The following is a 13019-nucleotide window of genomic DNA, read 5'->3' on the forward strand; positions in this document are numbered from 1 at the left end:
GCCTGTCAGATTGCGCCGCGGGGTGACGACTCTGCATGCGTGATCGAGCCGAGCGACCGCCGACGAGCCGCTGGAACGCGACAGGGCGCGCGTGACTGACCATGCCGAGGAACACCTCCGCCGGTTCGTCGCCGCCCGCCGGGCCGGTGACGAACGCGCGATGCGCCGCTGGTGGGACGAGCTCGTGATCGACGTGTTCGACCGCATGGACGGCTTCGTCGCGGTCGCCCACCGCGGACGCCTGGACAACGACGAGCACGAACTGGCTGTGGCGATGGCCATGGAGCGCTTCGCGCACCGGCTCATCGCCACCTTCAACGGGACGTCGATCGGCGAGCTGGTCAATGCCACCCGGACGCTCGCGCAGCGCATCTGCATCGACGTCCAGCGGGCGTCGGTCCGCGCGCACCGCCACGACGGCCCGTCCCTCGACGCGCCGCCCGAGGACGGCGGCAGCTGGGACGCCGCGGAGGCTTCCCGCCGCTATGACGACCAGCAGCGTGCCTCCGACACGCGCCAGTTCCTGGACTGGGCCTTGCCGCAGCTCAAGCCTGAGCGCCGCCAGGTGCTCGAGCTTACGTTCGCAGGCGCCGAGCTGCCCGAGATCGTCACCGAGCTCGGCATTTCGCGCGACAACGTCTACCAGCGCCGGACGCGCGCGATGAAGGACCTTGCCAAGCTGAAGGACCGCTACGACGCATGACCTCCGCCGACCAGCTGCTCAGCGACTTCATCGACGACTGGAACGCCGGTCGACGCCCGCGCGTGCGCGAGTATCTCGCCCGACTGCCGGACGAGCAGGACCGAGCCGAGCTCGCCGACCGGATCGATAGCTGGCTGCAGGTCGCCCCCACCCCCGCCTTTACCGACGAAGCGCGCGCCGCGATCCACGCGCATCCCAGCGTCCAGCCTTTGCTCGAGCCGGCGCGCCCCAGCGGCAGCTGGGCCACGGTACTGCCGCGGCTGCGCCGACGTGCGGCGCTGTCGCCGGACGAGCTCGCGGCGGGCCTCGTCGACCGGCTGGACCTCGCGCCAACCGACACGCCGCGAGCCGCCGACTACCTCCAGCGCCTGGAGTTAGAGCAACTCGACCCCACTCGGCTGTCGCGACGGCTGCTCGACGCCCTCGGCGGCCTGCTCGACGTCAGCACCGGCTGGCTCACCGACCTCGCCGCCGCGGCACCGCGCGTCGTGACGCCGCCGCCCGCGGCCGCGCTGCTGCGCTCCGACCAGCCGGGCGAACACGCGCTGCGCCACGACCTCGAGCTGCTCAGCCGCGCCGCGCTCACCCCCGCGCCCACTCCGGCGGACGAGCTCGACCGGCTGTTCACCGGCGGCCGCGACGCCTGATCACAGCAGCAGCCGCCCCACCGCCCCGACCACGTCCGCTTCCACCACCGGCACGCCGTGCAGAGCGGCGTCGAGCAGCGTGCCCGCCAGCGCCGGCGACAGGTACGGCAACGACTCGACCGCCGCCAGCCGGTCCAACAGCGGGTCCAGTCGGAGCTCGCCGAACAGCCGCTCGTGCAGCCGCTCGTCGATCTCGGCCTCCAGCGCCGCGACCCGGCGGTCGGACGCGAGCTTGAGCTGCTTGAAGCGGTAGACGACCATGATCGCGCTCACGCCGTGCTCGGCCGCCACCGTCACGACGTCCTCGAGCGTCGGCTCGCGCCGCCCGCGGGCTTCCAGTCTGGCGCGCGGGACCAGGAACTCGGCGGCGAACGCGTTGGCCTGGATCTCCAACGGGTTGGTCGTCCGGCCGCTCACGGTCGCGAACGAGTCCGGCTCCAAGCCTCCGTCGTGCCGGCACCACGCGTGCCCGAGCTCGTGCGCGAGCGTGAAGCGCTGCCGCACAACGTGCTGGCTGCCGTTGACCCACACCACGACGTCCTCGTCGGACTCGCGGTAACAGGCCCCGGCCAGGTCGCCCGGCAACGCCGCAACCACAACCGGCACGGCCGCACGCTCCTCCACGACGGTGAGCAGACAGTCGACGGGCGCGCCGGCGTCGAGGCCGAGCGCCTCCCGCGCCTCGCGCGCCCGCTTGGCACCACGGTTGGAATCCAGTCCGGCCACGACGCAACCGTAGTGCCGCCCGCCCGCGCGTGTCGCGCGAGCGGGCCGTTACGGCGCGATCAGCTCGGGCGGGGGCGCCGCCGCGACGGGCGCCGGACGCGCGCCGATGGCCGCGGTCCGTGCGCAAACGCGGTCAGCGCGATGCGCTCGCCGTCGTGCACGAGCGCCGTACCGGCGGCGTGCGGCGAGTCGACCCGGACCCGGGTGCCGAGGCCGACGATGCGGGGCGCGAGCCCCTCCGTGCGCACCGGGTCAACGTCGCGAAGCGCCTCCAGGAAGCCACGGGCATCGGCTAAGGTCGGCGGGTCGGTCTCCTTGATCTCGACCGCGTCCAGCGCGTACCCCTGCACCAGCGGCGCGTGCAGCGCCGCGAACGCGGCCGGGTCGCTGACGTGGTCGACGACCACGAAGCGCCCGCCGATCGCCGCCAGCATGCCGACCTGCCCCGGCCGGACGGCGACCGCCGCCGCGAGCGCGGACAGCTGCTCGCGCCGGCGCTCGAACACGTCGTGCAGCGCCGCGGTCGGCGACGCCACGCCGTGACGCTGGGCCTTCTCCGCGACCATCGACCACACCGCCCCCTGCTCGGCGCTCGCCCGCACGGCCGCGTGCTGGCGCTGGCGCTTGAGCTCGCTCTTGGCGCGCCTGAGGTCCGGGTACGCCACCTGGGGCGCGGGCGCGAAGGCCTCCCCGGACCGGGAGGCATCCCAGCGCTGCGCCTCCACGCAGTGCACCGGCACCCGCACCTGAGCGCGCGGCGGCACGAGTACCGAGTCGTCGATCGTGCGGTTCTGCTGTGCGCCCAGCACCTCCTCGCCCTCGTAGAGCAGCACGGGCTGCTCGAGCGGGTTGGCGACCAGCAGCTCGTTGACGCTCGCGCCCTCAGGCAGCTCGCGTACCGAGACGCCGCGCGCGACGGCCTGCGCGAATGCGAAGAAGGGCAACGCCGGGCGCTGCGTGGCGATCAGCGGGAACACCGCGAGCGGGCCGACGAGATCCGGCTCGCCGACGGACACCGCGTCCGCCAGAGTGTTCTCCAAGGTGCTCATGAGCTCTCCTTCCGTGGGCTTCGCCATACAGTCGTGCCTGTCCCCCGTGGTCTGACATCCCGACGTTCAAGCGATAAGGGTCGTCATTGGCCTGCGATTGCGGGTCTGGTGACGCGGATGCCGACCGTGCGGCATATCCTGCGCGAGTGTCTGCTGCTCGACTTGATGTGATCGACACGGCGTTGGCGCTGATCGAGGCGCCCAAGGGAGCCACCGAGCCCCGACTGACGGCGTGCATGACGGAGGTTCTGGCGGCAGATCCGCACGCCGCCGCCGAGTTCGCACGCGCCTTGCTGCGCGTTGCGCCGAACGACACCGCGCGTGATCGCCTCGGCCCCGTACCGCCTCGCCTCACGACGCGCGGGGAGCACCGGTTCACAGCGGGCGGCCGGCTCAGCCGCAGAGACCGACGCGCCGATCTGTCGCTGACGGCGGACGACTCCTGGGGTCTGATCGTCGAAGCCAAGCTCGACGCGCCGTTTTCCAAGGGCCAGCTGGAAGACTCGCTCAGAGCGGGCCCGGCCGCGTTTGATCTTGCGTCCGAGGCATCGATGGCGGTGCTGGCGTTGACCAGCAACGTCCACGCCTTTGGGCGCTTCAAGGACCCCGATCGACGCTGGCTCGGGATCGTGCTCTGGCACGACGTGTTGGCCGATCTGTTCGCGCTCGAGTTCGACGACCCCGAGCTGACCGTCCGCTGGCAGCAGCTGCTGTCCGTCTACACGCGCCGCGAGCGGTTCGGCAAGTTGGGGGCCGTTCGACCTGCCCCGCGTACGCAGCTTGAGTTCGCGGCCGAACGGGCGCGGCGCCACATCGAGACGCGTCTCGGCACCCCGGTCGAGCTGCGCGGCAACCGCAGCGGTCGGGTCGTGCAGGGCGGCGCCCGCACCGGATGGGTCCAGTACGGCTTCAGAGCCAAAGGACAGAAGTGCGTACTAACCGTGGAATCGCTGCGCCCCAAGCAACGGCCGCGCGCCCTGGTCATCCGCGAGGACCCCGGCGACGTGAGGCTCGAATTCGCCCGCTTCCCGGCGGAGCTGCTGGCCTTCGAGGACGCGCTGCACGAAGCCCTCGACGTGTTTCTCGCCCATGACGGCCGAGCTCCCAGACAGTGAGCTCTCAGCGGCTACGCGTCCCTCCGCTGCAACCACCGGGACACGGCCCCACTCGCGCGGCAGCGCCATGTGTGGCGTTGTGCGACGCCCACGGCCAGCGAGGCCCGCGGAGCGTTTGCCAGCTGAATGGCTTCCGCTCCGCTTGCGCCCGCCGGACTGGCTGCGGCTCATGCCTGGTGGTTGGAAGGACTGCGCGCACATGAACCTGAAGTGGCAACCGGAGCTCAACGACCTCTGCGGTCATCTGATCGCCGGTCACGGCATCTCCTTCAACGTCACGCTGCACCGGACGCTGCGAAGCAAGCCGGCGGTGGACCTGATCCTCACGCCGGTTCGCGACCTCGCCGGTGTCCACCCGCGCTCCGGGGACGAGCACAGCTGGCTTGTGTGGCAGAGCCACACGGGGCGGGGAGTGCTCACCGCCCTTCCGTGCCATCCGGGCCAGCTCGCGGACCAGCTCGGGCTAGCGGGTCAGACCAACGAGGCACGCCTGGTGCAGGCGGCGCTGTCCGCGCTGATGGACGGCGTTCACGCGCCCGGCCGTCTGTGACCGGATGTCGGCCGTGACCGGCTCGCGACGTCGCCTCTCTCAAGGACACCGGTTGCCGGATGCACCCTGCCAAGTCCGTTGACGGCCAGCGCCGGTTCGCACGCCGGCCGACGCGATCAGGTTCTCCATGCGCCTAGACTCGAAAGTTCAATCCGCAGCGCGCTGAGTGCCTGATCGCCGACTTCGACCGCGCTGCCTGCGAACATCGGCGAGATGCCGTCCGATGACGCGCACGCGCGCATCCTGCGGTCCGTCGGTCTCAGCTACCACGACGGGCTCTGGCGAGACGACGCCGACGCCCTCGGTGCGGTGGTGACGCCGGCGGGGACGTTCGTCGGCTGGCTCGACGTCACTTGGTTGGGACCAAGCGAGCCGCGCCCCGTGCTGCGCGAGACCGAGCACGTTCTGCGTGGTCTGCCCGACGGATGCCTGTCCGAGGCGCTCGGGACGCCGCGGATCGTCGAGCGCACGCGCTTCGCGAGCGCCGGACCTGTGATGGCCGCTTCATTCCCGGGCACATGCATGACGAAGCGACGTGCCAAGGCTGCGCCGAACGGCACCTCGGCGTCATGCACTGACGGGCGAGCGTCTCCTCCGCTCCACGGCAGCGTCGTCTACGCCTGCAGCGACTGGGCGACTGGCGCGACCCGCGTGCAGACGTAAGCCACCAGCGGGACGAGCTCGGCCTCACGGGGAAACACCGCCCCGAGCCGCGTGCGTGTGCGGTCGGTGTCGTCGAGCAGCGTCTCCCGCGTGCCCACACGCGTTGCGCCGTGCTGTTCGAGTTCGCGCAGCACCGCGATTCCGGCACCGGCGTCGAGTGCCTGCTCGTCCGGGACGAACAGGTTGGCCCGCCCGTTGGCCTTGAGCCGCGCCTGACGGAGTTCCAAGTAGAACGCCGAGCCGTGCGGAAGGACGGCCAGCCGCAACCGTGCAACGAGCGTGTCAAAGCGCTGCGGCGAATCGTGACGCTCGGTGGCGACCACATCCCGTTCGCCGTTGGCCCATGACGTGTCGCGCACCGTCAAACGTGACTCGCCCCCGTCGCTGACGTCGTACAAGCGCCCACGCCCGGAGGAGGCCTGCCCGTCCGGCGTCTCGCCGTCGATGTCGACGAGCCGCTGCAACGGTGTGATGGAGAAGGCCCCGACCTCGATCATCAGCGGAGTATGCCGCGACGAGCGGTCCCAATTCGCACCGGGCCGTGAGCCTCACTTCGTCGCCGTGCGAGCGCCCGGCCACGCCGCCTGCGGGTGGGCTCGACGACCTGGGCCCGGGGTCGTTTTGATAAACGCGCGGGCGACGGACCCGCCCCGTCTACGAGCGGATCTGCCACCACCACGACGACGCCGCCCGGGCGCACGCGAGTACGTGTCGAAGACAGGGTTGAATGGCTCATGCGCGGCCTTGACAAGGTTCACGCGTTCACCGCCGCCATGGCGCGGCACCACCGCCTGAATGCTCCGGGCCCACGCCGAGCGCGACGCGTCCCGCCTTGGGATGACACTCGGTGCGGCGCACGGGTCGCCCTCCGTGCAGCGAAAGCTGCGGCGCTGGATTACCGCCGGCGAAGGGCTGTGGTCAGTGCTCGCTCATGCCGCCGCCGAGCTCCCACGCTTCGAGCGCGTCGGCCCGATCCCGGGAGTAGCGGCCGAGCCGAACGACCGGCAGTACCCCGCGCCGCGTCAGGCGGTACACGTGCAACTCGGGAACCTGCCGGCGCGCGGCCAGGTCAGCGGCCGTCAAGAGCCGACGCGAGCTTGCGGGCGGCTCCCCAGGCTCAGCGCGGTGAGGTTCCGACATCTTCGGAAGCCTACGAAGCTACCGGCCATCCCTAGCTCGTTGCACTGGCAGGCCGCTACGGCTTAGCTAAGGAGGCGCTTCGCGAGCCGACCCGCCGCCCGCGATGGCGACTCGGACGGTCCCGCACTTCCAATCGGCGCCTCCCCGAACTGGTCGTCGTCGTAGTGCCGCACCGACGGCGGTTTATGCCGCTGAGCGCGTCGTTCCCTGGCCGGCCCCTTGCGTTACCGGCCGCGGTTCGCTTACCGTCCCCATTTGTGGAGACCCGTCTGCTTGAACGGGGGCGCCTCTACGCCTACCGCGAGAGGCGCGGGGCCGGACAGCCGCTACTGAAGGTCAAGCTCCTCGACGTCGTCGGCCGCAAAGGTCGCGTCAAGGTCCGCTTCGAGGACGGCCCGCACCCTGGCCTAGACGAATACGTGCATACGCGGCAGCTCATCGCACCGTGGGGCCAACGCCACGCAGTGCTCCGCGACGAGCAACATCAGGCCCGACTCGACGAGCATGCTGCCGGCTCCGCCGACGCCGCCTTAGGCGCGGCAGCGAACGCGGTCCTGGAGTCAAGCGGCGAACCCGGGGCCGATGTCTCTCCCGGCGGGCTTGCGATGAGCGAAACCGAGCTGCAGCGGATCATGGACCGCGCCGGACTTGACGGCGAGCCGGCTCGATTGCATCCGCTGGCGTTCCGAGACCGGCGCGGGACGGTGCACCTCCCGCTGGAAGCCGCGGTCGCCCTGGCCCAGGCCTTCGCCGCCGCCGAGCCGCACACCGTCGTGGGCTATCTCGACGACACCGAGGAGGAGATGCGCCTGCGGGGCAACACACCCGGCGAACGCTGGTGGCACGACTATCTTCGCGAGAAGGCGCCCGGCTACGCCCTCGCGCGTCGATGGGCCGGCCTGGAGCAGGAAGCAGAGCTGCTTCGGCGGGAAATCGGGCGCTTGCGAGGCCTGGTTGCGTCGGCCGCCTCGGAACTCAAGCGGTCTGGCCACGAGGGCAGCGCCCGTCGGCTGCTGCGGGCGCTCGAGGGACGATAGCCGTCGGCCGTTCGCGCACGACGCCACCGCGCTCATGAAGATGCGTGCCCAAGAATCGATGCGCGCACGGCTGGGCGACGCGTTAGATCCCGTCAAACCGCCGGAGCCGTATCCCGAGTGGCGATCGACCTCTTGGCGAGCCCGCTCCTCGGCGATTTTCCGGCTCCAATGGTGGGTCACAGAGCTGCATACCTCGCCGACCTGTTACGCAACCAGTCCCTCGGCCCGCTCCGTAGATGCTCGAGGTGCAGCCGGCTCCGAAGGACCGCACACGATCACGTAGCCCAGACACTGGCGTGCAGGATCGTCGTCGGCGCCAGGGCGTCGACGACGATCCATTGCGTGAGGCACCCTCGGGCGCCGACCGTCAGCAGTTGGGCACGGCGAAGTCCGTGAAGTGCGTGTACGGCTTCTGCCCCGGGACGTCGCCATTCCAGAAGGTGTTGGCGACCGCGTAGTAGGCGTTGTTCCAGGGGGCCGTGGCGATGCGGTACCAGTAGCCGTCCGGGTTCGCACTGGCGATCTGTGGCGCATGCACTTTGCAGCTGACGTCGACCCACTGGTAGGCAGCGATCTTCGGTCCCAGGCCGGATGCGTTGACGGGATTCTGGAACGTGTTGGCGCCCAGCGAGCCCTGCTGCTCGGGGAAGGTCCGGGGCGGCGTCGGAGTCCCCGGGGCCGGCGGTTGTGGCGCGGGAGCCGGCGTCGGAGTGGCCGGGACACCGGGGTCCGCGTCCGGGGGAGGCAACGGGTCCCCTCCACCAGCTCCGCCACCGCACGCAGCGTGCTCACCGATATTGTCGATCAGCCAGGTGCTCAGGTACTCCGACGGAAGGACGTCAGGGCCGGGCGCACCGCGCGACTTGAGGCAGTTGTAAACCCCAGACCTGGGAATCCAGTTGCGCCTCGGCCGTCCCTGGCGGTTGACTACCAGCCACGAGGTCTTGTGCGTCTTGGTGTCGCCGGCCCAATGGATGATGTGGCCGATGAACTCGCCGCCGGTCGCAGGGCCGCCGTAAATGAACGTGATCCCCTGCGAGGCGATCTGCCACTGCTCGATCGGTCGGTTCGGCGACTGCCGACCGTCGTTGCCGTGGTTGTACTCACTGATCACAAACGATCCGTTGTCGTTGACGGCTTCGACGTACGCGACGTGTCCCCACTTGTTGCTCGGCGTCGGCCCGAAGACGGCGATCGCGCCGATGACCGGCTGGCTGCCCGTGGGATAGCCGCCGCCGCGCGCGGCGAAGTCGGCCCAGTTCTTGGCATCCCATCCGCCCCGCGGGACGCCGTTCTTGCCGGCGGAGTTGTTGTAGATGTCCGGACGTTTCTCAAACGCCCACCACGTGCACCAGCACCAGCCGCTCTTGCCGTCGCGCGCGCATGGCGCGCGCCCTGCGGGCGGGTCGCCGGCGAACGGGTTGCTGCCCGCCCCACGCCCGGCGTGGCCGGCACCACTGCCACTTCGGGCACTGCCCCCTCGCCAGAGCATGGACACCTGCACGGCCTTGCCGTCCCGTAGGTGGATGGCGGTCAGGTTGCCTTTCTGATCGAGCAGCCACGTATCTCCGCCGCCCTGACGCAGCCGCGGGTACGCCCGGCGCCACGTCTTCAGCGACGACCCGACCGTCGCCCGGCGCTTGGCGTGCAGGGCGGAGCCGAGGATCTCAAACCCGATGATGCGCTTGGCGTCCGTTCGCACGATCAACCCACGGCCGTAGCTGAGCTCGGTGTACTCACCGGACCGCTGGATGTCGCCGGGCACGCCCCACGCTCTGATGGCGGCGTTCTTGCTCGCTCCGAGGCGGACCTTCCCCACGCGACCCGCGGCGTCGAAGACGCGAGGGCGGCCGATCGCCGCCGCGTCGGCGCCCGGGCCGGGCGTTGCCGACCTCGCGTCCACCGCCGTGGCCTGCACCGAGGGCGCAGTCGCGGCGGGCACCGCAAGCGCCGCAATCGCCCCCGCTAGCCCCGTCAACAATCTGCCGACCATCACGACCCCCTGGGAAGACAACGAGATGAAGCTGCTTCAGAAGCAACCGCGGTTGCGCAGGCAGGCGGACGCCCGTCTCCGTGACCGGAACCGCACGGGACACTGCATCCGCGTCGAAGGCCCACGCCGGGCATCGATCTGCGGCGACGCGGGCGCCGCGGTCGACGTTCGACCGGCGCGCTGTCTGCCGGAGCGTCAGCGCACATGTTGCTTCCACTTGACGACGCGGTCGATGTCGAAGCACAGGAGGCGGTCGTTGCCCTGTCCGGAGCACTCGAACCCTTGCACGATGCGGACCGACGACCCGCCGCCGGCGACTTTGTAGAACCCGCGGACCACCCGGCGCGCCTTCGCGCACGAGACGTCGCGCGTTCGCAGCGCCGATACGTCGACGGTGTAGTTCGGGCGCTTGACGGTGAACCCCGCGCATTTGGTGACGGGGCCCGCTCCCGCAGGGGCGGTCATCGCCGAACCAAGCGCGACCGCCACCGCAGCCAGCACGCCCAACCGGATTATGTACGTGAACATCCGCTTCCTCTTCTGTCAGATCACGCGAACCGACCGCGGGCGGGCCGCCGCGTACTCGCCGGTGACCGGGTAGTCGTATGTCGTCGTCCGCACGATCGCGGACGACGCGGTGTGCCGACGCGCGGTGTGGCTCGGGCGCTCGGCACAAGCCCGCGCGCGAGGCCTTGGCACGAGGCCGCGCCCTCGACCGCCGCGCGTGCGTGGCGCTTCGCCCCGTCGTCCATGACCCACGATCCGTGACCCTTTCCCCGCTGTCTGCACGGCGCCGACGCTACGTGTCATCGTCGACCGGGGAAACGTCGCAAAGTGATGAAGTGACGGCAATTGGCGTTTCCGCCAAGTTGCCCGTGCTCGCGACGCGCCGCCCGCGCCGGGCTGCACCAGTCGCATCGGCGGCGGACGGGCGCCGCGGTCGCTCCGAGCTGGTCGCGCCGACACGTGTGCCCAGCGTCAGCGCGCCGCTCCATCGTCTCCCGTCGCGGTCGAACTCTGGCAGTCGAGGCTGCGACCGTCCGTGTGCGGCACGCGCCGCCGGAGTTCGACCCCGGCGGACGCTCCGTATCCGCGATACGGAACCGCGAACCGCCAGTGTGCGTGGATCCCCCGCGACTACGCACTGACGCCGCGGTTACGTAGGATTGATGCGCCTGCCCGGCATGCGTGGGGCCGTCGTCGATGCGGTCCTCAGGCGTGATGGGCCCTGAGACCAGACGAAGGGTGCGCCACCGGTCGGCGCAGAAGCCGCTCGCGGCCGACGCGGTCGGGCGGAGCGAGTCAGAGCATCCGCACCGTCACTCGCAGTTCGTTCGCCTTGACCTTGGCGACGGCGCGCCGCTGCGCGGGCGTCAGGGTGAGCGTCACCGTGGACGCCCCACGCTCGAGCGTGACGCGTTTGGTTGCCGCGATCGCCTTGCGCATCTTGCCCTTGCGTTTGGTCGTATAGGTGAGCGTGATCCGAACCCGGCACTCGGCCGCGCCTTCGCAGCGCACGCGCAGTCTCGAGACGCCCCGTTTGTCGATCGACACCCGACGCTGGCTCAGCGTGACTTGCGGGCTGCCGCCCGAGGTCGCCGTAGGCGACGCCGCCGCAAGCGGCATCACCGGGACAGGCGCCGGGACCGCAGTTGCGTCCGGTGCGGGGGTCACGGCGACGGTCGCGGTGGCTGTGACGGTCGGTGTCGTGTACGCCGTCGGGGTGGCGGTCATGGTGGGCGTGGGCGTCGTCGTGGGAACGGGCGTCGCCGTGGGCGTGGGCGTGGGCGTCGTCGTGGGAACGGGCGTCGGCGTCGGCGTGGGCGCGATGCACGCGTCGGTGGAGATCCGCTGTGATGAGTAGCCCACGTCGCGCATGACGCCTGCCTCACCCATCGAGCTGGTCAACGCGCGCTGCTGGCGCGGCAGGTAGAAGGGGCTCGAGTAGGCGCTGAACGTGCGACTGCTGCCCGCCTTGGTGAAGCGCGCCTCCACCCGGAGAAACGTGGTCGGTGCCTGTAGGCAGGAGCCGATCCGGCGCGCGTAGAGCTCGACCGGCGTGACGGTGACCGTATGTTCGCCCGTCGCCGGTTTAAGGTCCGCGAGCTCGCGCCAGGTCGCGCAGCCGGAGAGTGCGCATTCGCCCGCCGAGTCGCAGCGATCCGTCACGCAGCCCTGACCGACGACCTCGCCGACGATGATGCGCAGGCTGTTGATCTTGAAGCGACCGGCCGCATCCCAACGGACCTTGAGCCCATAGGCGTTTGCGACCGACGGTTGCGTCACGTCGCTCGGCGGCTGGCCGTCGAGCGCCAACGCGATCTTCGGGCCGTCGCTGGCGATCGCCCGGCCATGCAGCAGCGCGTCGCGGACCGGCTCGGTGCGCGCATCGCTGTCGAAGTTGGCGTTGGGCCGGCCCAGGTCCGGCCGGTACACGAACGTGCGTGCGCGGCCGTCAGTCGCGATCTCCGCGAGGTTGCCGGGTTGCTGCGCGCCGAGCCGTTCCGCCTCACGCCGTGTCGTGTGGACGTCACTGCCGCCGACGATCCCCACTCGCAGCCCGTAGCGCAGCAGCTGTTCCCAACGCACGAGGACGTCGTGCTTGACGGTTTCCTCGCCGGTGAAGACCTCCAGCGACCGCATCTGCTCCGGGAACTCGACCGTGCCGCGGTCGCACGCGCCCGCGGTCCAGCACCCCCACGTGTTCCCGCTGCCCGGATGGTTGATGGCCCCCCAGCCGCCCGCGTCGCGGACGCGCTCGAGGTACTGCCATTCCTTGTTGTCGGTAGGACGATTGACGACGTAGTCGGGCGTGAAGTACGCACTGAAATGGCCGGAGCTCGTCAGCGGCGGCGAGCTCCCGAGCTCCTCGCCCATCAGCATCCGCACCCCGTGCCGCGGGGCGCTGCGGTTCGCGCTATCGCGGATCAGCCTCCAGCTCGAACGCCCGAAGGTCTCATCGTAGGTCGGGAACCCCAACGGGGGGTCATAGGACTTCAGGCCGAGCCAGGCGCCGTGCTCGGCGAGAACCAGCCAGTCCAGGCCGGCCCGGCTGGCCGTGCTTGCTACCTGATCGACGACGTACGCCGCGCACGCCGTCGCCTGAACGCTCTCCTCGCTGCGCGGCACGGGATCGTCGATCACGTTGTTGTCCCGGCACACCCGGTTGGTCAGCAGACTGGAGTCGCCGCCGGCATGCACATGCACGTCTCCGGCCTTCCAGCCCGTGAGCTCGAGCGGTCCTGTGGTCTGCGCGGTCGCGGTGGCCGCGCTCAGCAGCCACGTGACCGCCACGGTCCCGAGGAGCACCACCAACCATCGCCGCGCCCAGGCGCCGCTACGAGCACGGCTTCTAGCCATGCGACCAACCACGTCCATGCACTTCCTCTCACGCGT

13 protein-coding genes are annotated in these 13019 nt (G+C 70.6%); 6 read left to right on the forward strand and 7 right to left on the reverse strand.

Annotated elements, in window-relative coordinates:
* Positions 1 to 91 precede the first annotated feature (91 nt).
* Together C8N24_RS03540 and C8N24_RS03545 are read left to right on the forward strand one after the other, a co-directional pair.
* Positions 92 to 703, forward strand: coding sequence for an RNA polymerase sigma factor (locus C8N24_RS03540; RefSeq protein WP_121248061.1), 612 nt, complete (start codon positions 92 to 94; stop codon positions 701 to 703).
* Positions 700 to 1350, forward strand: a complete 651-nt coding sequence (locus tag C8N24_RS03545; RefSeq protein WP_121248063.1) for a hypothetical protein — start codon at positions 700 to 702, stop codon at positions 1348 to 1350. The genes C8N24_RS03540 and C8N24_RS03545 overlap by 4 nt, the downstream gene beginning before the upstream one ends.
* Here the strand turns inward: C8N24_RS03545 and C8N24_RS03550 are convergent, their stop codons facing one another.
* The gene (locus C8N24_RS03550; protein ID WP_121248065.1) at positions 1351 to 2076 is read right to left on the reverse strand and encodes an ImmA/IrrE family metallo-endopeptidase; all 726 of its coding nucleotides are present in this window, start codon (positions 2074 to 2076) and stop codon (positions 1351 to 1353) included.
* A gap of 59 nt (positions 2077 to 2135) precedes the next feature.
* Positions 2136 to 3125, reverse strand: a complete 990-nt coding sequence (locus C8N24_RS03555; RefSeq protein WP_147447611.1) for an ARPP-1 family domain-containing protein — start codon at positions 3123 to 3125, stop codon at positions 2136 to 2138.
* 146 nt (positions 3126 to 3271) lie between these two features.
* Here C8N24_RS03555 and C8N24_RS03560 point away from each other — a divergent pair, with 146 nt between their 5' ends.
* The 3 genes from C8N24_RS03560 to C8N24_RS33270 all read left to right on the forward strand — a co-directional run bounded on the left by C8N24_RS03560 (position 3272) and on the right by C8N24_RS33270 (position 5453).
* A complete protein-coding gene (locus C8N24_RS03560) occupies positions 3272 to 4240 on the forward strand; it encodes a hypothetical protein (RefSeq protein WP_147447612.1) in 969 nt (322 codons plus the stop codon).
* A gap of 142 nt (positions 4241 to 4382) precedes the next feature.
* Positions 4383 to 4790, forward strand: a complete 408-nt coding sequence (locus tag C8N24_RS03565) for a hypothetical protein (RefSeq protein WP_147447613.1) — start codon at positions 4383 to 4385, stop codon at positions 4788 to 4790.
* A gap of 213 nt (positions 4791 to 5003) precedes the next feature.
* The gene (locus C8N24_RS33270; protein ID WP_147447614.1) at positions 5004 to 5453 is read left to right on the forward strand and encodes a hypothetical protein; all 450 of its coding nucleotides are present in this window, start codon (positions 5004 to 5006) and stop codon (positions 5451 to 5453) included.
* Here C8N24_RS33270 and C8N24_RS03570 read toward each other — a convergent pair.
* Together C8N24_RS03570 and C8N24_RS03575 are read right to left on the reverse strand one after the other, a co-directional pair.
* Positions 5405 to 5950: a hypothetical protein gene (locus tag C8N24_RS03570; RefSeq protein WP_121248074.1), complete on the reverse strand. Its 546-nt coding sequence runs from the start codon at positions 5948 to 5950 to the stop codon at positions 5405 to 5407. The two genes, C8N24_RS33270 and C8N24_RS03570, sit on opposite strands and share 49 nt — an antisense overlap.
* Positions 5951 to 6371: 421 nt before the next feature.
* Entirely contained in the window at positions 6372 to 6536 is a 165-nt protein-coding gene (locus C8N24_RS03575; protein WP_121248076.1) for a MerR family transcriptional regulator, read from the reverse strand.
* A 314-nt stretch (positions 6537 to 6850) separates the two neighbouring features.
* Here C8N24_RS03575 and C8N24_RS03580 point away from each other — a divergent pair, with 314 nt between their 5' ends.
* Positions 6851 to 7630 carry a hypothetical protein gene (locus tag C8N24_RS03580; RefSeq protein WP_121248078.1) on the forward strand — a complete coding sequence of 260 codons (780 nt, stop codon included), beginning with the start codon at positions 6851 to 6853 and terminating at the stop codon, positions 7628 to 7630.
* Between the two features lie 367 nt (positions 7631 to 7997).
* On the opposite strand, the gene C8N24_RS03585 is transcribed toward C8N24_RS03580, so the two are convergent.
* From C8N24_RS03585 to C8N24_RS03595, 3 genes are all read right to left on the reverse strand, one after another.
* Positions 7998 to 9623: a CHAP domain-containing protein gene (locus C8N24_RS03585; RefSeq protein WP_147447615.1), complete on the reverse strand. Its 1626-nt coding sequence runs from the start codon at positions 9621 to 9623 to the stop codon at positions 7998 to 8000.
* A gap of 195 nt (positions 9624 to 9818) precedes the next feature.
* Positions 9819 to 10124, reverse strand: coding sequence for a hypothetical protein (locus C8N24_RS03590; protein WP_147447616.1), 306 nt, complete (start codon positions 10122 to 10124; stop codon positions 9819 to 9821).
* Between the two features lie 801 nt (positions 10125 to 10925).
* Complete coding sequence (locus C8N24_RS03595) at positions 10926 to 12932, reverse strand: CehA/McbA family metallohydrolase domain-containing protein (RefSeq protein ID WP_147447617.1); 2007 nt, start codon at positions 12930 to 12932, stop codon at positions 10926 to 10928.
* Positions 12933 to 13019 lie beyond the last annotated feature (87 nt).

Origin of the sequence: Solirubrobacter pauli (assembly GCF_003633755.1) — a bacterium.
Lineage (GTDB): Bacteria > Actinomycetota > Thermoleophilia > Solirubrobacterales > Solirubrobacteraceae > Solirubrobacter > Solirubrobacter pauli.